Below are 20,705 nucleotides of genomic sequence, written 5' to 3' on the forward strand. Positions count from 1 at the left end.
AAAAACCCGCGGAATCGCTCCCGCGGGTTCGGTTTTGGATTTCAGCCCCGGAAGGGCCAAACGGCCTCAGCCGTGCGCGAGCACGGCCAGCAGCAGCAGCGCGACGATATTGGTGATCTTGATCGCCGGGTTGACCGCCGGGCCGGCGGTGTCCTTGTAGGGATCGCCGACCGTGTCGCCGGTCACCGAGGCCTTATGCGCTTCGGAACCCTTGAGATGCTTGACGCCGTCCTTGTCGGTGAAGCCGTCCTCGAATGATTTTTTCGCATTGTCCCAGGCGCCGCCGCCAGAGGTCATCGAGATGGCGACGAACAGGCCGTTGACGATGACGCCGAGCAGCGAGGCGCCGAGCGCTGCAAAGGCGGACGCCTTCGAGCCCGAGATCAGCAGCACGCCGAAGTAGACGACCAGCGGCGCCAGCACCGGCAGCAGCGACGGAATGATCATTTCGCGAATCGCGGCCTTGGTCAAAAGATCGACCGCACGCGCATAGTTCGGCTTCGACGTGCCCGCCATGATGCCCGGATCCTCGCGGAACTGCTTGCGCACCTCCTCGACGATAGCGCCCGCCGCGCGGCCGACGGCCGTCATGGCGATGCCGCCGAACAGATACGGGATCAGGCCGCCGAAGATCAGACCCGCGACGACGTAAGGGTTGGAGAGGTCGAAGGAGACCTCGCCCATGCCTTGGAAGTAAGGATATTTGTCGCCATTGGCGGCAAAGAACTGCAAGTCGTTGGAGTAGGCCGCGAACAGCACCAGCGCGCCGAGACCAGCCGAACCGATGGCGTAACCTTTGGTGACCGCCTTGGTGGTGTTGCCGACGGCGTCGAGCGCATCGGTGGATTGGCGTACTTCCTTGGGCAAGCCGGCCATTTCGGCAATGCCACCGGCATTGTCGGTGACCGGGCCGAAGGCGTCGAGCGCGACGATCATGCCGGCAAGGCCAAGCATCGTGGTGACCGCGATCGCCGTGCCGTAGAGGCCGGCTAGCTGGTAGGTCGATATGATGCCGCCGACGATGACGATCGCCGGAAGTGCCGTCGATTCCAGCGAGACCGCAAGGCCCTGGATGACGTTGGTGCCGTGACCGGTGACCGATGCCTGGGCGATGGAGTTCACCGGGCGCTTGTCGGTGCCGGTGTAGTATTCGGTGATCACCACGATGAGGCCGGTCACCAGCAGGCCGACCAGGCCGCAGATGAACAGGTTCCTGCCGGTGATCGCCATGCCGGCGACCGTGCCGATCTCGCCCCAGCCCAGCGTGACCGAGGTGGCGACGCCGAGACCGACGATCGACAGCAGGCCGGTGACGATCAGGCCCTTGTAGAGCGCGCCCATGATCGAGCCGTTGGAGCCGAGCTTGACGAAGAAAGTGCCGACGATCGAAGTCAGGATGCAGGCACCGCAGATGGCCAGCGGATAGAGCATCGTGGCGCCGAGAACGGCGGTGCCGCCGAAGAAGATGGCGGCGAGGACCATGGTGGCGACCACCGTCACCGCATAGGTCTCGAACAGGTCGGCGGCCATGCCGGCGCAGTCGCCGACATTGTCGCCGACATTGTCGGCGATGGTGGCCGGATTGCGTGGATCGTCTTCGGGAATGCCGGCTTCGACCTTGCCGACGAGATCGCCGCCGACGTCGGCGCCCTTGGTGAAGATGCCGCCGCCGAGACGAGCGAAGATCGAGATCAGCGAGGCGCCGAAGCCGAGCGAAACCAGCGCATCGATGACGACGCGGTCATTCGGCTGAAGACCCATGAAGTGGGTGAGGATCAGGTAGTAGATCGAGACGCCGAGCAGGGCCAGTCCAGCGACCAGCATGCCGGTGATGGCGCCCGACTTGAAGGCGATCTCGAGGCCGGCAGCGAGGCTGTTGGAAGCCGCCTGCGCGGTGCGCACATTGGCGCGCACAGAGACGTGCATGCCGATGAAGCCGGCGGCGCCCGACAGAATGGCGCCGATCAGGAAGCCGATGGCGGCGGTGATCGAAAGCAGCCACCAGGCGAGCAGCAGGACCACGACGCCGACGATGGCGATGGTGGTGTACTGACGCGCCAGATAGGCTTGCGCGCCTTCGCGGATGGCCGCGGAAATTTCCTGCATGCGTGCATTGCCCTGATCGGCCGCGAGGACCGAACGTGTCGCCCATATGGCGTAAAGGACTGAAAGCAGACCGCAGGCGATGACAGCTGAAATTATGGTCATTGCCGGATTTTCCTCGATTGATGACCCAAAAGAACCCCTCCCTGGGCCGTTGAGACAGGGGAGCGGATTCCGCGCGCGGAATCCGCTCCCCTCGCACCGGCTTATGCGAAACAGGGTTGCGAACGTCAAGATATTGTTCGGTTTTTGCCCGGCTTTCGCCCAAAAGCTATGGGCGGCGACACACTCGCCAGCGCCGCCGCCCAATTAGATCGATTGAAATCGGCCGGGGGTCGTCAGCCTTTGCGCAGGTCGCCGTCCGGCTGGACGACGAAGATCAGCACCGCCAGCATGGTCATGTAGAATTTGAACGCCGCCTCCTGGCCGTTCCACGTCGAAGACTGCCACATGGCGAACCACTCGCCGCCGACAACCATAAAGCCGAAGTACCAAACGAGGAAACCCATGGTGGCGGCGATCACCACGAAGTTCTTGGCGTCGTTGAAAACCTGCCCGCTGGCATTGCGCGCCTGCCACAGGTTCCACGCGGCAATCAGATAAAGCAGGCAGGTCAAGGCCTCGCCCAGGATGATCAGCCAGTAGCCCGCCGTCCACAGCGATGGGTTGGTGATCGACCGATACATCAATGCGTTACCAGGAAAGGTTGTGTCCATGCTCAGCACATGCTGGACAAAAGCAAAGTTTGAGCCGTAATCGGTGATGTTGCCGAAAGCGACGAGGAAGGCGAAAATCGCCAGACACAGACACATGACGATCTTGGAGAGACGCGCGGTCATGGCAAGAACTCCTGCTGAAAGATCGGGGCATCGCACGCATCAATCGCCGAGTCCCGAAGATCGCGCAACTGCGGGTCCAGTGATCCTAGTGCTCACCACCATCGCGAGACATTATGCCGGCCTGCACAGCATTGCGGAGACTGTCGAAGCCCTCGATCTCAACAGCAATTGCGCCGTGGGTGACCTTGTTTCTTTTGTGAAAGCTGGAAGACAGTATGATTTTGCAATCGTCCGCCGCCGCTGGATTTCGGGCGAGACGGGCACCACGCTCGAACTGACGCTCGATCACCCGGCGCGTTCGGGCGGGCACTGAAACGAATGAATTTCGCCCCAGACGCTACGCCGCCTCCCGCCCCATACGCCGAGCTGTGTAGCGCTCGATCGCCGACAGCCCGTCATAGATCAGCACGGCAAGGGCTGCGACGATCAGGCCGCCCTGCAGGATAAAGGCGAGATTGTTCGACAACAGACCGGCGATGATCACCTCGCCCAGCGTCCTGGCCGCCACGGTCGAGCCGATCGTTGCGGTGGCGAGACTGATGACCACCGACAGCCGGATGCCGCCGAGAATAATCGGCGCGCTGAGCGGCAGTTCGACCTTGATCAGTCTTTGCCAGCCGGTCATGCCGGCGCCGCGCGCCGCCTCGACCACATTGGCCGGAAGCGTCGTCAACCCGGTCAGCGCGTTCTCGAAGATCGGCAGCAGGCCATAGAGAAACAGCGCGATCAGCGTTGGCTTCTCGCCGAAGCCGACCGCCGGCACGGCTAGCGCCAGCACCGCCACCGGCGGAAAAGTCTGGCCGATATTGACCAGGCTGCGCGACAGCGGCAGGAATTCGACGCCGGCCGGCCTGGTGACCAGGATGGCGAGCGCCACGGCAACGACGGTCGCGGCCACGGTGGCGATCAGCACCGTCCTCAGATGCAGCAGCGTCAGCGACAGCAGGCTGCCCTGGTTGTAGATCACTGGCGCGTTGTTCTCGGTCAGCGGCTTCAGAAGCGGTTCGAACCAGCCGGGGTTGGTCACGAATGCGACGAGCAGCACCACCAGGACAAGCCTGAGCAGCGATGGAAGCCAGGCTTTTAAGCCAGCCTCTTTCATGCCGGCCGCGCCGCGCGCTTCACCAGACCGTCCACCGTCACGCGGCCGAGTGGCTTACCGTCGGCGCCCTTCACCGGCAGAGCCGGGCGGCCCGACCAGAGGAGCTCGGCCAGCGCATCGCGCTGGCTGGCATCGTCGGGGATCGCCTCGCCTTCGGCGGTCCCCTTCTCCACCGCATCGCGCACGCGGCCGAGCGACAGCAGCCTGAACGGTTTTTCGCTGGCGCCGACCAGACTCTCGACGAAGGCGCTGGCCGGCTTCGCCAGGATCTCGGCGGGTTTGGCATATTGCACCAGCTTGCCGGCATCCATCACCGCGATCTTGTCGCCCATATGCACCGCCTCTTCCATGTCATGGGTGACGAGGATGATGGTGGTGCCGAAGCGCTTCTGGATCGCCAGAAGATCCTCCTGCGCCTTGGTGCGGATGATCGGGTCGAGCGCGCCGAACGGCTCGTCCATCAACAGCACGTTCGGTTCCGCGGCAAGCGCGCGGGCAACGCCGACGCGCTGCTGCTGGCCGCCGGAGAGCTCGTGCGGATAACGTGGCCCGAACGCCTCGGGATCGAGCTGGTAGAGCGTCATCAACTCGTCGACGCGGGCCTTGATGCGGGCCGCGTCCCAGCCGAGCAGCACCGGCACGGTGGCGATGTTCTGCGCCACCGTGCGATGCGGAAACAGGCCATGGCCCTGGATGGCGTAGCCGATGCTGCGACGCAGCTCATAGCCGGGCAGCGAGCGGTTGTCGGCGCCGTCGAGCTTGATCACGCCCGCGGTCGGCTCGACCAACCGGTTGATCATGCGAAGCAGCGTCGTCTTGCCGGAGCCGGAGGTTCCGACGATGACGGCGATGGTGCGCGGCTCGATCACCATCGACACATCGTCGACCACCGTTGTCGCGTCATAGCGCTTGGTGATGCCTTCGATCTCGATCATGCCGGTTGCGCCTCGCGTCTCTTGGTGGAGGTCATTTCGATCACCGCATCGAGGATGATGGCGGCGGCAAAGGCCAGCGCCACCGTCGGGATGGCGCCGAGCAGCACCAGGTCCATCGCGGTCTGGCCAACGCCCTGGAACACGAACACGCCGAAGCCACCGCCGCCGATCAGCGCCGCGATGGTGGCAAGGCCGATGTTCTGGACCAGCACGATGCGGATGCCGGTGAGGATCACCGGAAAAGCCAGCGGAAATTCGACGCCGAACAGGCGCTGGCGATCGGTCATACCCATGCCCCGCGCCGCGTCGTTGGCTGCGCGCGGCACGCCGGCCAGCCCGACCACGGTGTTGGCCACCACCGGAAGCAGCGAATAGAGAAACAGGGCGACGAAGGCAGGCGCGGTGCCGATGCCGCGAATGCCGAGGGAGGCGGCGCCGGGCACATGCGTTGCGACCCAGCCGAGCGGCGCGATCAGCAGGCCGAACAGCGCGATCGAGGGAATGGTCTGGATGATGTTCAGAACGTTCAGCACACCGGCCCGCAATTTCTCGACGCGGTGGCAGAGGATACCGAGCGGCAGTCCTGCGATTACCGCCGCCGCCAGCGAGCCCAGCGCCAGCGTCACATGCTTGGAGCCTTCCGCCCAGAAACTGTCGGCACGGTTGGCATATTCCTTGAGGATCGACAGGCTGTTCCAGCTTCCCGAGACCAGCAGCACGCCGATCGCCGCCGCCGCGACGACGAGCACGCCGATCCGCGCCGCTGGCGACAGGTCCAGCCTTGTCAGAACATCGGCGAGCAAAAGCGTAAAGGCGAAGATGAGCAGCCAGAAGCCCGAGGCCGGCGAGATGCGGGCGAAGCTGTTGCCCTCAGGCGTCAGGAAACTGCCGGCGACCCCGATCAGCAGCGCCAGTGCTGCAAGCGCGGCCACGCTGGCGGCAAGGCGCAGGGTCAGCGGCGTCTTCAACAGCGCGATAAGCGCCGCGGCGACGACGACCGCCAGCAGCAACGGGCCGACGGAGGCGGGCAGAGCCTCGAGGATCGAGCGTGCCTCGCCCGGCACGATGCGATTGGCACGGAAGGTGGCGAAGGGTGCCGCGAAAGCGGCGTAGGCAACGATCGCGGCAATGACCACGCCGAGTTTGTCAAAGCGGATGGTCATGACGTGCCATTGCGATGGCGGCGACTTGAGGACCTGACGTCAGGACCGCCGCGCTCCGTCGCGCCCCCCTCTGTCCTGCCGGACATCTCCCCCACACGGGGGGAGATCGGCAGCTTCATTGCCGCCGATCCATCTTCGCCGTTAGCGATTGGTGAAAGCCGAGCGGGCATCCAATCTCCCCCCAAGTGGGGGAGATGGCCGGCAGGCCAGAGGGGGGCGCCTCGCACCGGCGTCATTTTCAAAACGGGCTGACTACTTCAAGAACCCGTTCTTCTTCAAAAAGTCTTCGGCGACACCCTTGACCGGTTCGCCGCCGACCTGCACGCGGCCGTTCAGTTCCTGCAGGGTGACAAGGTCGAGTTTGGCGAAGACCGGCTTCAGCAGCGTCTCGATTTCGGGATGCTCCTTCAGCACCGCCTCGCGGATGATCGGCGCCGGCTGGTAAACCGGCTGCACGCCCTTGTCGTCATCGAGCACGACCAGGCCGGACGGCGCGATGCCGCCATCGGTGCCGTAGACCATGGCGGCATTGGCGCCGTTGGTCTGGTTCGCCGCAGCGGCGATGGTCGCCGCCGTATCGCCGCCGGACAGCGTGATCAGCTGGTCCGGCTTCAGGGTGAAGCCATAGGTGGTCTGGAACGCCGGCAGCGCGGCGGCCGAATTGACGAACTCGGCCGAGGCCGCCAGCACCACCTGGCCGCCGCCGGAGACATATTTGCCGAAGTCGGACAGCGTCGCCAGCTTGTTGGTTTCGGCGACATCCTTTCGCAGCGCGATCGCCCAGGTGTTGTTGGCCGGGGATGGCGACAGCCAGACGATCTTGTTGGCGTCGTAGTCCAGCTTCTTGGCCGTCTCATAGGCTTTCGCCGCATCCTTCCACACGGGATCGTCGGCCTTTTCGAAGAAGAAGGCGGCATTGCCGGTGTATTCCGGATAGACGTCGATCTCGCCGGCGGTGATCGCCTTACGCACCACAGGGGTGCCGCCGAGCTGGATCCGGTCGGTGGTCTTTATGTTGTTGGCGTTCAGCACCAGCTGGATGATGTTGCCGAGCACGCCGCCCTCGGTGTCGATCTTCGACGACACCACCACCTGAGCGTTCGCCGAGGCTGCGGTGATGCCGAGCGCCAAGGCAGCGCCGGCCAGAACCTTGACTGAAAACATTTGACAAATCCCTTGCTGTGAACCGGACTACGGCTGCCGCATATGAGCATGGCTTCAATGCTCCGTCGGGGCACACGGTTTCATAAGAAGGGGGATGGGCGCAATAATTTTGTTCCGATGCGGTAAATTCGGGCGTGGCTCGTCCCGACAGCGTCGTGTCAGCTAGTCCCGCGCGAGCCCGTCATCTTCAATGCGCCCAATGCCACGAAGCAAAGCACCGTCACCGGGAAGATGATCCAGTTGAGCATTTCCCAGCCCCAGGCATTGTAGACCGCGCCTGACATCAGCGAAGCGAAAGCGACGGAGCCGAACAGGACGAAATCGTGAAAACCCTGGACCTTGCCTTTTTCGGACGGCCGATAGCTATCGGCGACCATGGCAGTGGCGCCGATGAAGCCGAAATTCCAGCCAAGACCGAGCAGGATCAATGCCGTCCAGAACTGCCATAATGCCAGCCCGGACAGCGCCACCACGGCGCAACCGATAAGCAGGATCAGGCCAGTCGCCACGATGCGTTCGGCGCCGAAGCGATGGATCAGCGAGCCGGTAAAGAAGCTCGGCGCGAACATCGCCATGACATGCCAGGAAATGCCGAGCGTGGCGTCATCCGTCGACAGGCCGCAGCCGACCATGGCCAACGGCGCGCCGGTCATGACGAAGCTCATCAGCGCATAGCTGCCGACGGCGCAAAACAGAGCCGCGACAAAACGCGGTCTCGTGACGATCTCTGAAAGTGGGCGGGCGTCGCTGCCGGCGATTTCAGCCTTGCCGGTTGCGCTGACCGGGACGTGAAGGAAGGAGAGAATAGCGGCGCCGACCGCGGCCAGCACCAGGATGGAGGCGAACGAGCCGGCAAACATCACCGGCGAGAACAGATCGCTGGTGAAGATGACGATCTGCGGCCCGAGTATGGCGGTGACGACGCCGCCGGCCAGCACGAAGGAGATGGCGCGCGCCTTGAACTCCGGCGTCGCATTGTCGGCGGCGGCGAAACGGAACTGCTGGACGAAGGCGCCGCCGACGCCGATGACGGTCAGGCCGAAGGCGAACAGCCAGAAGCTGGGATGGAAGAGTGCCAGTGTCGCTATGAGGCCACCCAGCGCAGTAACAATCGTGCCGGTCATAAAGCCGTCGCGCTGGCCGAGCCAGCGGATGATGGCCGCGGCCGGCAAGGAGCCGAGCGCCACGCCGAGGTTGAAACCCGTGACCGGCGCCGTCGCCAGCGACTTGTCGGCATCGAGCAGATGCTGCCCGGCCAGCGCTCCCAGGGAAATGGCGATGGGCGCGGCCGAACCGATAATCGCCTGCGAAGCGGCGAGGATGAACGCGGTGCGGCGCGCTTCCTTAACGGCCTCGACGGCGACAATGGCCGTCATGACGCGTCCTTGCCGCGCCCCTCGCCGCGCACCCGGCGCGACACGCGATCGAGCACCGCGTTGACCAGCTTCGGTTCATCTTCCTCGTAGAAGGCCTTGGCGATGTCGACATATTCGGAGACGATGACGGCGACCGGCACGTCCTCGCGCTTCATCAATTCGTAGACGCCGGCACGCAATATGGCGCGCAGCGTCGAATCGAGCCTGGACAATGGCCAGTCCTCGGTCAGCGCCTGGCGGATGATCGGGTCGATGGTCTTCTGGTTCTCGACGACGCCGGCGAGGATAGCGCGAAACCATTGCGCATCCGCCTCGCGATAGAGCGCCCCATCGACTTCCTTGCCGAGCCTGAACGCCTCGTATTCGGCGGTGATCTCGAAGACGCCGCTGCCGGCCACATCCATCTGGTAGAGCGCCTGCACGGCGGCCAGACGGGCAGCACCGCGCTTGTTTGCGTGGCGTACCGCAGGCTGGCCGGGTGATGCGGGTTCGCTCACGATCGCTCTCCCAACCGTTGCTTGAGGGCAATCATAGTCAGCGCCGCACGCGCGGCAAAGCCACCCTTGTCGCCTTCCGAGCGCCTGGCCCGCGTCCAGGCCTGCTCGTCGTTTTCGGTGGTCAGGATGCCGTTGCCGATGCAGACCGCTTCCTGCACGGACAGATCCATCAGCGCACGGCTGGATTCGTTGGCGACGATGTCGAAATGATAAGTGTCACCGCGCACGACGGTGCCGAGGGCGACAAAACCGTCATAGCCCCGCCCGCCTTCGGTGGCGCCGTCGAGCGCGAAGGAAATCACCGCGGGAATTTCGAGCGAGCCCGGAACGGTGACGACATCGTATGTCGCGCCCGCTTCCTCGAGCGCGCTTGTCGCGCCTTCGAGCAGCGCGTCGGCAAGGTCGTCATGAAAGCGAGCCTCGATGACAAGAAGGTGGGCCTTCTTCTTCGGGCGAATGAACGCTTTGCCGTGTTGGGATGTGCCAGCCATAGATGTCTCCGGGGTCGCCGGTGACTTAGGCCGAAGCGGCCGCGTTCGCAAGCTTTGTCAGAGGGTCGGGCTGCGTCTAATTTCCAACCGCGGCTCAAAGCCCCTCTTTCGCCGCCTCCGCCAGGCGTGCCGCATAGCGGGCCATGGTGTCGATCTCTAAGTTGACCCGGTCGCCGACATCGCGTTCGCCCCAAGTGGTCACCGTCAACGAGTGATGGATCAGCAGCACGTCAAAGCGCGTGCCATCGACCTTGTTGACGGTGAGCGAGGTGCCGTCGAGCGCGACGGAGCCTTTGGGCGCGATGAACTTGGCCAGTTCGCGCGGTGCTTCGAGCGTGAAGCGCACGGCGTCGCCTTCCTCCTTGCGCGCCACGATCTCGGCCGTACCGTCGACATGGCCCGATACAATGTGGCCGCCGAGCTCGTCGCCGATCTTCAGCGCCCGCTCAAGATTGATCCTGGTACCGGATTTCCAGTCCGCCGCTGTCGTCAGCCTGAGCGCCTCTTCCCACGCCTCGACTTCGAACCAGCGTGTATTGGCGCCGCTTTCCGGGAGCGCCGTCACCGTCAGGCAGACGCCGCCGCAGGAAATCGAGGCACCAATGGCTATCGTCTCAGGGTCATAGGCGGTGTCGATGCGCAAACCGACGCCCTCTTTCAGCGGCTTCACCGCAGCGACGGTGCCGACATCGGTGACAATCCCGGTAAACATCAGATACTGTCTTTCAGTTTGACCATGATCTTGTCCAAAAACCGATTCCCACTTTTGGGGATCATGGTCTTATCCACTCGGCATAGCTGTCTTCGCCGAAACGCATGCCGCGCAATTTGCGAAATCCTGCCGGGATATGGTTGGCGTCGATGGGCGATGCAATGCCACCCTTGCCGATCGGCTCCGGCCCCTGGAACAGCACGATCCGGTCGACCAGCCCTTCGGCGAGGAAGGCTTTGGCCACCTTGGCGCCGCCCTCGACCAGCACGCTCGCCATGCCGAGCGCGGCCAGATCCTCGAGCAGTTCCGGCAGCGCAATATCGCCTTCATAGGTCTCGGTGCCGATGAAGCGCACGCCGGCGCGTTCGAGTGCTGACCGCCGCTGCGGATCGGCTTCGGCACAGGCGGCGACGTAAAGCGGAACCCGGTCGACGCCGGCGACCAGTTTCGACGTCTCCGGCAGCCTGACCTGGCGGTCGAGCACGATGCGCGCCGGCGAACGGTTTTCCAGCCCGGGCAACCGCACCGTCAGCGCCGGATCGTCCTCCAGCGCCGTGCCGATGCCGATCAGTATGCCGTCGGCTTCGGCCCGCATCAGATAGACTTCGCGCCGGGCGATGTCGCCGGTGATCGAGACCTGCCCCTCGCCTTCCATGCCGATCTTGCCGTCGCTGGAAAGCGCAAGTTTCAGAATCACTTCGGGGCGCTTTTTGAGAGATCTAGTGAGGTAGCCGGCCATGTGCTCGGCGGCTTCTGCCACCAGCACCTTTTCGACCACCTCGACACCGGCGGCACGCAGGATCGCATAGCCGTTGCCGGACACGCGTGGATCGGGGTCGCTCGCAGCCCCAACCACCCGCGCGACGCCGGCATTGACCAATGCATTGGCGCAAGGCGGTGTGCGGCCATGGTGGGCGCAGGGCTCCAGTGTGACATAGGCAGTGGCGCCGCGTGCGAGTTCGCCAGCCTCGGCCAGCGCCTCGGTCTCGGCATGAGGCCGGCCGCCAACAGCGGTGACACCGGTGCCGACGATCATCGGCCCGGTGCCGTCGTCGCGCACGATCAGCGTGCCGACCGAAGGGTTGGTCGAGGTCCGCCCGGCATTTTTCCGCGACAGCCTAAGCGCCGCGGCCATGAAACGGCGATCAAGAACCTCTTGTTCGGCTTGAGTGCGTCTTGCCATGCTCAGCCGGCGTCCTCGTCTTTGAGCTCATCCCCCTTGAGTTCGCCCAGCACGTCGTGGAAATCCTTGGCCTCGCGGAAATTGCGATAGACCGAGGCGAAGCGGACATAGGCGACGTCGTCGAGCGACTTCAGCGCCTCCATGACGAGGCGACCGACCTCACCCGAGGCGACTTCGGTCTCGCCCGAGCTTTCGAGCTGGCGCACGATGCCTGTCACCGCGCGGTCGATGCGCTCGGGATCGACATTGCGCTTGCGCACCGCGATCTCGACCGAACGCAGCAGCTTGTCGCGGTCGAACGGCACTTTGCGTCCGGACTTCTTCACCACGACGAGGTCGCGCAACTGCACGCGCTCGAAGGTGGTGAAGCGGCCACCGCAATCGGGGCAGACGCGCCGCCTGCGGATCGCCGCGCCATCTTCGGCGGGGCGCGAATCCTTCACCTGCGTATCTTCGGACTGACAGTAGGGACAGCGCATGGAGAGCCTTGTGTACGCGATTCTCGTGGAGCGAAAGGCTTAGAGGTTTTTGCCGGGATGGCAAAGTATCGGGATGGCCTCTCGAGCCTCTGAAATAGCGAGGCGCAAGCAAAATTGCCAGCCCGACGGCAATACCGGTCGACTACGGTGCGACGTCACCGGTCGGAAACCCACATGACAGACCGAGGCTGCGATAGGCCTTGGTGAAGCCGTCCATCGATACCGTCGCGACCGGCTTGTCGGCAAAGACGATATCGAGCGCGCCGGCGCGGCGCATGGCACGCAGCAGCGCCAGACTGACCTCGGTCTTGTTGTTCAACATCCATTTCCCGCCGGCAAGCGCATTGACGGTCGCCTTGACCTTGCCGTTGCTGTCGCCGAACACCGCCGGGATGTTCTCGCCGGTCGGCAAGTCCTTGTTCCTCATCGCGATGATAAGGGTTGGATAGCCATTGGGCGGCAATGCATCACCGTTCGAGATGGCGAGCGTAAGAGTGCCGCTGGTACCGCTCGCGTCGAGAAAGGCGGTCGAGGCGACGCAGGTCTTGCGCACGTCCTCACCGGTATCGATCTCGTCCACGGTGGTGGACCATTTGCCGAAGGTTTCCGTCTTCGGTGCGGCTGGGGTCGGCGCGGACTGTGCCAAGGCGGCGGACAGCGGCAAGATGGTCAATGTGGCCAACACGCCAAGCGCGCCAAAACCAGCGACACGGAAAATCTGCATCATCGTCAAGGCTCCTGTCCGGACTCCGTGCCCGCTGAAACGGTCGTTCTCCTACGGCCGATAAGGGACGACAGTTTGCGAGAGCTCAACCGAGATAGGGATAAAGCGGAAAACGATCGGTCAGCGCGGCCACCTTCGCCTTCACCGCTGCCTCGACGGCTGCATTGCCTTCGTCGGAATTCGCAGCCTTGAGCCCGTCCAGCACCTCGGCGATCAGCTTCCCGATCTCACGGAACTCGGCCTGGCCGAAACCGCGCGTGGTACCGGCCGGCGTGCCGAGGCGCACGCCCGAGGTGACGAACGGCTTTTCAGGATCGAACGGGATGCCGTTTTTGTTGCAGGTGATGTTGGCGCGGCCAAGCGCTGCCTCCGCGCGCTTGCCGGTGGCGTTCTTGGGCCTGAGGTCGACCAGCATCAGATGATTGTCGGTGCCGCCGGAGACGATGTCGAGACCGGTCTCCTGCAGGCTGGAGGCGAGCGTCTTGGCGTTGGCAGCGACGCTCTCGGCATAGAGCTTGAAGCTTGGCTTCAGCGCTTCGCCGAGCGCCACCGCCTTGGCAGCGATGACGTGCATCAGCGGCCCGCCCTGCAGGCCCGGAAACACCGCCGAGTTCATCTTCTTGGCGATGTCCTCGTCGTTGCACAGGATCATGCCGCCGCGTGGGCCGCGCAACGACTTATGTGTGGTGGTGGTGACCACATGCGCATGGGGCAGCGGCGACGGATGCACGCCGCCGGCAACCAGGCCGGCAATATGGGCCATGTCGACCATCAGATAGGCGCCGACCGCGTCGGCGATCTCGCGAAAACGCTTCCAGTCCCAGACGCGCGAATAGGCGGTGCCGCCGGCAAGGATCAGCTTCGGCTTGGTCTCCTGCGCGGTCTTCTCGATCGCATCCATGTCGAGCAGATTATCGTCCCTGCGCACGCCGTAGGAAACGACCTTAAACCATTTGCCGCTCATATTCACCGGCGAGCCGTGGGTCAGATGGCCGCCCGAGTTCAGGTCGAGACCCATGAAGGTGTCGCCGGGCTGCAGCAGCGCCAGGAACACCGCCTGGTTCATCTGGCTGCCGGAATTCGGCTGGACGTTGGCGAAGTTGCAGCCGAAGAGTTTTTTGGCGCGCTCGATGGCCAGTTCCTCGGCCACGTCGACGAACTGGCAGCCGCCATAGTAGCGCTTGCCGGGATAGCCCTCGGCGTATTTGTTGGTCATGATCGACCCCTGCGCTTCCAGCACGGCGCGGGAGACGATGTTTTCCGATGCGATCAGCTCGATCTCGTGGCGCTGGCGACCGAGTTCGTTGCGGATCGCGCCGAAAATCTCAGGGTCGGCATCGGCCAGTGTGGTTTCGAAGAAGGATTCGAATTTGTTCGACACTGCCGCTGCTGTTGCCATGGGCTGAATTCCTCAGGTTTGGGGGTCTGCCGCGCCATTAACACAGTTGCTTTCGCCCCGCCACGTTTGCAGCGCGAAATTTGCTGGCCGGATTGCGGCAGCAAGGCGAAGAGCCGGCTATTTCCTCGCCTGCCAGCCCTTCAGCAAGGCCTCGGTGAGAGTAATCTCGGTCAACAGTGCCCGCATTGTGTGGTCGTTGATCTCTCGGCTGCGAAACATGGCGCGCACCGCCGTGCGCTCGGCCTCGATGCCGGCGAGCCTCAATTCAAGCTCCATCCGTCCGGCTTCACGGGCTTCGGCACGTGCTTCATCGGCTTCGTCGGAGGCGGCGATGCGGCGGCGGTAGCCGGCGACAATACTGTCGGCCGCGGCAAGCAGGGCGCCGGGCACCTCGCCTTCGTCCCCATCTTCCGCGGCGGCCATGTTTTCGATACGGGCGATGGCGGCCTTTGCCGCACCGACGCGCGCCAGGCGCTCCTCCGCCGCCCCTGGATCTTCGCCCGGCTCGACCAGCCCGTGCGCGATCTTCGGCAAGGCAAGGCTGGCGATGGCCAGCGAGCAGATGATGACGCCGGCCGCCAGGAAGATCACTTCGTCGCGCGCCGGAAACGGCGAGCCGTCCGGCATGGCGAGCGGCAACGACAGAATGCCGGCCAGCGTTATGGCGCCACGCACCCCGGCCACCGAGCCGGCGAGCCGGATGCGCAGCCCGAACGGTTCGGACTTGCGCTTGCGCAATCGCGCCAAGACGCGGGCTGTGGTGTCGCCAATCCAGATCCAGACGAAGCGCAGCCCGATCAGGCACAGCGTCAGCGCCAATACCGTCAGGATCGGCTGGATGACCGGATAGCGGCCGCTGAGCCCGGGCGGCACGTTGCCGATGATATCGGGAAGCTGCAGGCCGAGCAGGATAAAGAGAGCGCCGTTGAAAACGAAGGAAAGCGTCGTCCAAAGCGACATCGTCTGCATGCGCGCCGAAACGCCGAGGAAACGGAAAACTCCGGAACCGCCGGTCAGCATGCCGGCGGTGACCGCTGCCAGGATGCCCGAAGCCCCGAAATGCTCCGCGCCGAGATAGGCGACGAAGGGCAGCAGGACCATGACCAGCACCTGCGCCTCGGCCGGCACGCCGCCGATGCGGTTCAGCAATTGCAGCGCCTTGGCGGCAACGAACAATGCCACCACGCCGGCCAGGATGCCGATTGCCACGGCGTAGAGGAAAGTCAGGGATGCGGCGGCGAAGGAGAAGCTGCCGGTTAACACCGCTGCCACGGCGAAACGGAACATGACCAGCCCCGACGCATCGTTGAGCAGGGACTCGCCTTCCAGAATGTGCATCAGCCGCGCCGGAACCACATTCTTGTCGACGATCGAGGACACCGCCACCGCATCGGTCGGCGACAGGACCGCGGCAAGCGCGAAAGCGACGACGAGCGGAACGCTCGGCACCAGCCAGTGCAGGGCGTAGCCGAAGCCGACGATGGTGAAGAAGACCAGCCCGATGGCAAGGTCCAGTATCGGCCCGCGCAGCGCCAGCAGCTCGCGCTTCGGTGCCGTGACGGCGTCGCTGAACAGCAGCGGCGGAATGAACACCAGCAGGAAAAGCTCGGGATCGATCTCGACATGGAGGCCGCGCACCGGCAAGGCGAGTGCGGCTCCTATGGCAATCTGCAGCACCGGCAACGGGACGCGCACCAGCCGTGCCAGCGCGCCTGATACCGCGACGAAAACGAGTACAATCAGGATGAAGATGGCGACTTGCATGGCCCTGTACCGAACGACGCTTTCCGGACTTTGCGCAAAGCACGCCCTCCAGCCGGATACAAAAAGGCCGCCCTCAGCGGCGGCCTTTTCAGCAGAAAGATCAGCTGCTTAGAGCGCAGAAGTGATCTGCAGCTCGTTGGCTCCGTCGAGCCCATAGATATCGTCGCGGAACTGCACGACACCAGGCCCCGTCGACCAGGCCGAGATGTAGAGGAAATAGACCGGCACCGGATTGTTGACCTGTACCGGGATGTTCTCGCCGCTTTTGATCGCCGCCTCGAAATGCTGGCGGTTCCAGCCCGGCGTGTCGCGCAGGATCCAGGTGACGAGGTCGCGCACGTTCTGGACGCGTACGCAGCCCGACGAATCGAAGCGCATCATCTTGCCGAACAGGCTCTGCTGCGGCGTGTCGTGCATGTAGACGCCGTCCGGGCTCGGGAAATTGATCTTGACCGAAGCCATCGCATTGCCGGCGCCCGGATCCTGGCGGAAGCGGTATTTGGCGGCGTCGTCGGTCGACCAGTCCACGGTCAGCGGATCGACCTCGCTGCCATCCGGTGCGAACAGGCGGATCTTGCTGTCCTTGAGATAGTTGGGGTCCTTCCGCATCAGCGGAATGATGTCCTTGCGCACGATCGAGACCGGCGCGTTCCAGTAGGGATTGACGATGATCTCGTTGATCTTGGAATCGACGATCGGCGTCTGGCGGTCGATCTTGCCGACAACGGCGGTGTGGCGCAGCACCACGCGGTCGTTCTCGACCGCCTCGATCTGGGCGCCCGGGATGTCGACCAATACATAACGGTTGCCCAGCGTGCCGGCGCGCTCATTCAGCCGCTGCAAATTGGTCTGCAGCTGGCCAAGCCGGACCTGCGCCGAAACGTTCATCGCCGCATAGGTATATTGGCCCAGCGTCCCGTCGGAAGGCAGGCCATGGCGCGCCTGGAAGCGCTTGACCGCCGCATCGACATAGGAATCGAAAGCCTCCGAAAGACCGGCGCTCTGCGCCAGGTCGCCCGAAACCATCAAGCGCCGGCGCAATGGCACCACGTCTGGGTCCACGACGCCGAGCTGCAATTTCTTGGTGTCCGGGACCGGCTCCCAGCCGCCCTGCGCGACAATATTCTGATACTGCGCGATCGCCTGCTCGGTGTACGCAACGGTCTGCAGGCTGACGATCGGCAGCGTCGAGGCCACCTTGCCGCCCTGGCTGGCGCGGGCGTCGAACTGGTCGTTCCAGTTGCCGCGGCCCGAGGATTTCAGGATATCCGCGATCACGTCCTGCGCGCTGGCGCCACCGGCCACCATTGTCGCTGCCAACGCGGAGGCTCCGGAAAGGAAGAAACGGCGACTGGTTCTCATGTACGCTCCAGACAGTCTTGTAACAATTCTCTTCACCGGGCGATCCCGCCCGCACTCTAAAGTTGGCAATGTTAACAATTAGCCAACCATGGCCCCTATCACTTCGATGTGAGAACACGCCGGGCGCGACGCGCGTTTCAGGGGGACGCTTGGCCGTGCCGCAACATCACCCGCATTCTCGCTTTCACCGGGAATATGGCGGCAACGTGGCCCTGACCGCGATTTGGATCGGCTGGCCTCACGAAACAGAAAGACCGGTGCTTTTCGGCACCGGTCTTTAGCTCGCTCCCCGACCGCGCCTCTTTTGACGCGGTTCCTCTTCAAATGGCGGATCTACCTTACATCCGATAAGCAATCGTGTCGTTCCAGAAGCGATCCAGCCGCTGCAGGGCGCGGTTCATCTGCTTGAATTCTTCCGTGTTGATGCCGCCGACCTGCTCGATCGAGCCGACATGGCGCTCGTAGAGACCGCCGACGACTTCCGCCACCTCACTGCCCTTCGGCGTCAGCGAGACCCGCACCGAACGGCGGTCGATGCGCGAGCGCTGGTGGTTGATGAAGCCGAGATCGACCAGCTTCTTCAGATTGTAGGAGACGTTCGAGCCGAGATAGTAGCCGCGCGAGCGCAGTTCGCCGGCGGTCAGTTCGGAATTGCCGATGTTGAAGAGCAGCAGCGCCTGGATGGCGTTGATGTCGGAACGGCCGTTGCGGTCGAATTCGTCCTTGATTACGTCAAGCAGACGGCGATGCAGCCGCTCCACCAGCTGCAGCGATTCCATGTATAGCGAACGGATTGCCTCGCGGCGGTCATCGGATACGTTGGCGGTCTTCGCCGCCGGACGGGAATTGATCATTGTCTTTGCCTCTCGTTTGTCGCCTGGTGATTTTTTGTTTTTCACCTTGATCGCGACACTATCGAATACTCATAAAATTCGACTTAAACGCTAGGGCTAACAAGAGCTTACCGGTAAGAGGTTTCGAAAGAGGCTTAACGAAGGGTCACCCCAACAAGGATGATTAACCTAAAGATTTAGCCAATGATTCCGGACGGAAATTTTGTCCGTCCAATGAGGCGCGCCGCGCTCTTCTTGTTGATCATCCGATGCTCTATCGCCGAGTCTGGCGCTTCTGCAGCCAGATCACCACGCGAAAGACGATGTAGAGCAGCGCCACCGCCGCATGAGCGGCGACGATCGGCAGGCGGTGGCCGAAGAGCTCGGGAAAGCCGGCATACATGACGGTCTCGGTCACCGCGCAGATGAACCAGATCACCGGCCCCCAGGAAGCCAGCATCCACAAGCCGGCGGCGGCGAAGGGAAAGAAGACGGCGAGCATCACCGCCGCCACCTGCCAATGCACCGGCATCAGGTCGAAGCGCCACAACGGGCCGGGGTAGAAGCCGATCAGCCGGATCCAGTACAAAATCCCGAACAGCAGGCAGTAAGCTGATACGACGCGCTGGAACCAGGCGAAGACGATCTCGACCGTCGAGGGCTGGAGCACGACGCGTCTTGACGTGACCTCGCTCACAGTTCGAGTTCCCGTTCGCCGAGCGGAGCGAAATAGGCATCGACGTCGGCGGCGCTGATTTTATCGATGTCTGCCGGCCGCCATAGCGGCGTCGAGCCCTTGTCAATTATGGCGGCGCGGATGCCTTCGTAGAAATCGTGGCCGGCAAGCATGCGGTTGAGGATGCGGAACTCCATCCGCATGCACTCGTCCATCGACAGCGTCAGCCCGGCGCTGATCTCGCGCCAGGCGACATGCAGGCTGGTCGGCGAGCGGCTGCGGATCGTCGCCAGCGTCTTGGCCGCGAACGCATCGGTGAGCGCGGCGCGCTCGAGGCTACCGATGATGTCACCCAGCGACGGTTGCGCGAAATGGCGGGCGATCGCCTCCAGCGTCGGCCTGTCCGTCTCGCGCCGAGCCGGGATGAAGAAACCGCGCAGCACCGATTCCGGGTCGCCTGATGCCACCAGCCGGTCGAGAAAGCCGGCCTGGTCCTCCGCTTTGATCGTGTGCGTCGCCAGGCCCGACCACAAAGCGTCGCCATAGCGGATGCGGTTGCCGGTCAGGGCCAGATACATGCCGAAGCTGCCGCCGAGGTCCGGCAGGAGATGACTGGCGCCGACATCCGGGAAAAAGCCGATACCGACTTCCGGCATGGCGAATTGCGCATTCTCGGTCAACACTCGCTGGGAGCCGTGGAACGAGATGCCGACGCCGCCACCCATGACGATGCCGTCGATCAGCGCGACATAGGGTTTCCTGAACCGCGCGATGCGGGCGTTCAGCCGATATTCGTCGGCGAAGAAATCGACAGGCGGCTTTCCCGCCCGGGCGGCCTCGTAAACGTGGAGGATGTCGCCGCCGGCCGAAAACGCCCTGCCCTCGGCTTTGACGACGACGACATCGATCTCATTATCGCGCTCCCAGGCACGCAGCGCCTTGTCGAGCGCCTTGACCATGCGATGGGTGACGGCATTGAGCGCCTGCGGCCGCGTCAGCGTGACGATGCCAGCCCGACCCAAATGTTCGAAGCGAATTTCGTCGCCTCCGTCAAAATCCATCGCCAGAGAATCCCTCCCCGCGCCTGCGGGACTGAAGTGCTAAAGCCCGGCGCATGGGCGCGTCAATGGAGGGCAAGCGCCGGATGATTTCAGGTCGAGTCGACCTGAATCTGAATCCGGCTCTAAATCAAGGAGATAGAGCATGACGTCGTCCGAAACCGCGTCAAAACTTTTCGGCATCTTGCTCTCGTGGATTGAAGTGGATTGTCAGATGCGAGCACCACCGCGCTCTCCCAATGGCGCACCGCCCCAATGACGATAGGCGTACCGACGGCAACCGAAAATGAAACCAACCCATGGTAAGGTTAAGAAAAAGCTGCTAGACAATGTCGGGGCAATTTTGGCGGGGAGAATACCATGGCTACGGTCAGTGGTGGTACGGTTTTTGGCCTGAATTTCGATACGTTGGACGCTGCGGCGCTCGTCGACTACGACCAGTCGGATCTGCAGTCGACCTCTGCGCGGTTCTTCGATGACCCGTCGAACTACACGCTTTTCCAGGGCGTCGGCTTCTCCTACGTCTCCGGGGTTCCTGTTGGTGGAACGGTCACGTCCGTTCAGTATGTGGTGAATGGCAGCACGGTGCTGCGGATCACCGGCTTGAGCGTGGCGGTCACCGACGTCATGGCGTTCGTCGACAGCGGCGACACGACCGGTCTTCTCAATCTTGCTCTGGCCGGCAACGACACGCTGAACGGGACGCCGTTGGCCGACGTGCTCTACGGCTTCGCCGGCAACGACGTCCTAAAGGGCGGGCTGGGGCTGGATACGCTCGACGGCGGCGTCGGGCTCGACACGGCCGACTACAGCGACAAGACCACGGCGGTCGCCGTGACGCTGAA

The 20,705-nt window shown here is 63.6% G+C and carries 21 protein-coding genes; 2 read left to right on the top strand and 19 right to left on the bottom strand.

What is annotated here, in order from left to right; all coding sequences use genetic code 11:
* Positions 1-66 precede the first annotated feature (66 nt).
* Complete coding sequence (locus ABID19_RS24515; RefSeq protein WP_354493476.1) at positions 67-2,208, bottom strand: sodium-translocating pyrophosphatase; 2,142 nt, start codon at positions 2,206-2,208, stop codon at positions 67-69.
* A 233-nt stretch (positions 2,209-2,441) separates the two neighbouring features.
* Positions 2,442-2,942 carry a DUF2165 family protein gene (locus ABID19_RS24520; RefSeq protein ID WP_354493477.1) on the bottom strand — a complete coding sequence of 167 codons (501 nt, stop codon included), beginning with the start codon at positions 2,940-2,942 and terminating at the stop codon, positions 2,442-2,444.
* An 88-nt stretch (positions 2,943-3,030) separates the two neighbouring features.
* Here ABID19_RS24520 and ABID19_RS24525 point away from each other — a divergent pair, with 88 nt between their 5' ends.
* Entirely contained in the window at positions 3,031-3,255 is a 225-nt protein-coding gene (locus ABID19_RS24525) for a hypothetical protein (protein WP_354493478.1), read from the top strand.
* Between the two features lie 24 nt (positions 3,256-3,279).
* On the opposite strand, the gene ABID19_RS24530 is transcribed toward ABID19_RS24525, so the two are convergent.
* From ABID19_RS24530 to ABID19_RS24610, 17 genes are all read right to left on the bottom strand, one after another.
* A complete protein-coding gene (locus ABID19_RS24530) occupies positions 3,280-4,044 on the bottom strand; it encodes an ABC transporter permease (RefSeq protein WP_354493479.1) in 765 nt (254 codons plus the stop codon).
* Positions 4,041-4,979: an ABC transporter ATP-binding protein gene (locus ABID19_RS24535; protein WP_354493480.1), complete on the bottom strand. Its 939-nt coding sequence runs from the start codon at positions 4,977-4,979 to the stop codon at positions 4,041-4,043. The genes ABID19_RS24530 and ABID19_RS24535 overlap by 4 nt, the downstream gene beginning before the upstream one ends.
* Entirely contained in the window at positions 4,976-6,142 is a 1,167-nt protein-coding gene (locus ABID19_RS24540) for an ABC transporter permease (protein WP_354493481.1), read from the bottom strand. Before ABID19_RS24540 ends, ABID19_RS24535 begins: the two co-directional genes overlap by 4 nt.
* 252 nt (positions 6,143-6,394) lie before the next feature.
* Positions 6,395-7,306, bottom strand: a complete 912-nt coding sequence (gene osmF / locus ABID19_RS24545; RefSeq protein ID WP_354493482.1) for a glycine betaine ABC transporter substrate-binding protein OsmF — start codon at positions 7,304-7,306, stop codon at positions 6,395-6,397.
* 158 nt (positions 7,307-7,464) lie between these two features.
* A complete protein-coding gene (locus ABID19_RS24550) occupies positions 7,465-8,682 on the bottom strand; it encodes an MFS transporter (protein ID WP_354493483.1) in 1,218 nt (405 codons plus the stop codon).
* Entirely contained in the window at positions 8,679-9,179 is a 501-nt protein-coding gene (gene nusB / locus ABID19_RS24555) for a transcription antitermination factor NusB (RefSeq protein ID WP_023798402.1), read from the bottom strand. The genes ABID19_RS24550 and nusB overlap by 4 nt, the downstream gene beginning before the upstream one ends.
* Positions 9,176-9,670 carry a 6,7-dimethyl-8-ribityllumazine synthase gene (gene ribH / locus ABID19_RS24560; RefSeq protein ID WP_354493484.1) on the bottom strand — a complete coding sequence of 165 codons (495 nt, stop codon included), beginning with the start codon at positions 9,668-9,670 and terminating at the stop codon, positions 9,176-9,178. The genes nusB and ribH overlap by 4 nt, the downstream gene beginning before the upstream one ends.
* Positions 9,671-9,764: 94 nt before the next feature.
* The gene (locus ABID19_RS24565; RefSeq protein WP_354493485.1) at positions 9,765-10,382 is read right to left on the bottom strand and encodes a riboflavin synthase; all 618 of its coding nucleotides are present in this window, start codon (positions 10,380-10,382) and stop codon (positions 9,765-9,767) included.
* 61 nt (positions 10,383-10,443) lie between these two features.
* Positions 10,444-11,565 (bottom strand): bifunctional diaminohydroxyphosphoribosylaminopyrimidine deaminase/5-amino-6-(5-phosphoribosylamino)uracil reductase RibD, encoded by a 1,122-nt coding sequence (gene ribD, locus ABID19_RS24570; RefSeq protein ID WP_354493486.1) that lies wholly within the window; start codon positions 11,563-11,565, stop codon positions 10,444-10,446.
* A 2-nt stretch (positions 11,566-11,567) separates the two neighbouring features.
* Entirely contained in the window at positions 11,568-12,044 is a 477-nt protein-coding gene (nrdR, locus tag ABID19_RS24575) for a transcriptional regulator NrdR (protein ID WP_127314444.1), read from the bottom strand.
* A 142-nt stretch (positions 12,045-12,186) separates the two neighbouring features.
* A complete protein-coding gene (locus ABID19_RS24580; protein ID WP_354493501.1) occupies positions 12,187-12,768 on the bottom strand; it encodes an invasion associated locus B family protein in 582 nt (193 codons plus the stop codon).
* An 85-nt stretch (positions 12,769-12,853) separates the two neighbouring features.
* Complete coding sequence (gene glyA, locus ABID19_RS24585) at positions 12,854-14,167, bottom strand: serine hydroxymethyltransferase (protein WP_354493487.1); 1,314 nt, start codon at positions 14,165-14,167, stop codon at positions 12,854-12,856.
* Positions 14,168-14,284: 117 nt separating this feature from the next.
* A complete protein-coding gene (locus ABID19_RS24590) occupies positions 14,285-15,931 on the bottom strand; it encodes a Na+/H+ antiporter (protein WP_354493488.1) in 1,647 nt (548 codons plus the stop codon).
* 108 nt (positions 15,932-16,039) lie between these two features.
* Entirely contained in the window at positions 16,040-17,293 is a 1,254-nt protein-coding gene (locus ABID19_RS24595) for a L,D-transpeptidase family protein (RefSeq protein ID WP_354493489.1), read from the bottom strand.
* A gap of 338 nt (positions 17,294-17,631) precedes the next feature.
* Positions 17,632-18,147, bottom strand: a complete 516-nt coding sequence (ldtR, locus tag ABID19_RS24600; protein WP_095485756.1) for a transcriptional regulator LdtR — start codon at positions 18,145-18,147, stop codon at positions 17,632-17,634.
* A 253-nt stretch (positions 18,148-18,400) separates the two neighbouring features.
* On the bottom strand, positions 18,401-18,823 hold the full coding sequence (locus ABID19_RS24605) for a DUF6163 family protein (protein ID WP_354493490.1): 423 nt from the start codon (positions 18,821-18,823) through the stop codon (positions 18,401-18,403).
* Entirely contained in the window at positions 18,820-19,863 is a 1,044-nt protein-coding gene (locus ABID19_RS24610) for an enoyl-CoA hydratase/isomerase family protein (RefSeq protein ID WP_354493491.1), read from the bottom strand. The genes ABID19_RS24605 and ABID19_RS24610 overlap by 4 nt, the downstream gene beginning before the upstream one ends.
* 357 nt (positions 19,864-20,220) lie before the next feature.
* On the opposite strand from ABID19_RS24610, the gene ABID19_RS24615 reads away from it, so the two are divergent.
* Positions 20,221-20,705 (top strand): calcium-binding protein (locus ABID19_RS24615; RefSeq protein WP_435528769.1); only part of this gene is annotated, 485 nt, incomplete at its 3' end.

Source organism: Mesorhizobium robiniae (genome assembly GCF_040545535.1).
GTDB classification, from domain to species: domain Bacteria; phylum Pseudomonadota; class Alphaproteobacteria; order Rhizobiales; family Rhizobiaceae; genus Mesorhizobium; species Mesorhizobium robiniae.